The following is a 504-nucleotide window of genomic DNA, read 5'->3' as shown; positions in this document are numbered from 1 at the left end:
GAGAAACGTGCTGCCGGTGACGGTAGCCGTGCCGGCATACAGCCCGCCGCCGTTCTCGTTGGCGGCGTTGCCATGGAAGGCACTGGCGGTGACGGTCGCCGCTGTCGAGGCCCACAGCCCGCCGCCGTTCTCGTTGGCGGAATTGCTCTGGAAGGTGCTGCGGGTAATGACGGCAGTGCCGGCGTACAGCCCGCCGCCGGAGAAGTCGGCGGTGTTGCGGGTGAAGGCGCTGCCGGCGATGACCGCCGTGCCGGCATTCAGCCCGCCGCCAGACCACCCGAAAGCAGAGAACTTGGCAGAGTTGCTGATGAAAGTGCTGTTGGTGACAACCGCCATGGCGGCGCCGAGCCCGCCGCCGCTGTCAGCGGAGTTGCTGGCGAAGGTGCTGCCGGTGATGACCGCCGTGCCGGCAGAGAGCCCGCCGCCATCAATGGACACGGAGTTGCGGGTGAAGGCGCTGCCGGCGATGACCGCCGTGCTGGCATTCAGCCCGCCGCCAGACCA

1 pseudogene is annotated in these 504 nt (G+C 68.7%); it reads right to left on the bottom strand.

The annotated features are described in order from the left end of the window. Nucleotides 1-190: 190 nt before the first annotated feature. Nucleotides 191-336: pseudogene (locus NZ773_16390) on the bottom strand (hypothetical protein). Nucleotides 337-504 lie beyond the last annotated feature (168 nt).

The organism is Dehalococcoidia bacterium (assembly GCA_025054935.1).
Lineage (GTDB): Bacteria > Chloroflexota > Dehalococcoidia > SpSt-223 > SpSt-223 > JANWZD01.
Note: the sequence above shows the minus strand (reverse complement) of the source record. Positions and strands in the feature narration are given on the sequence as shown.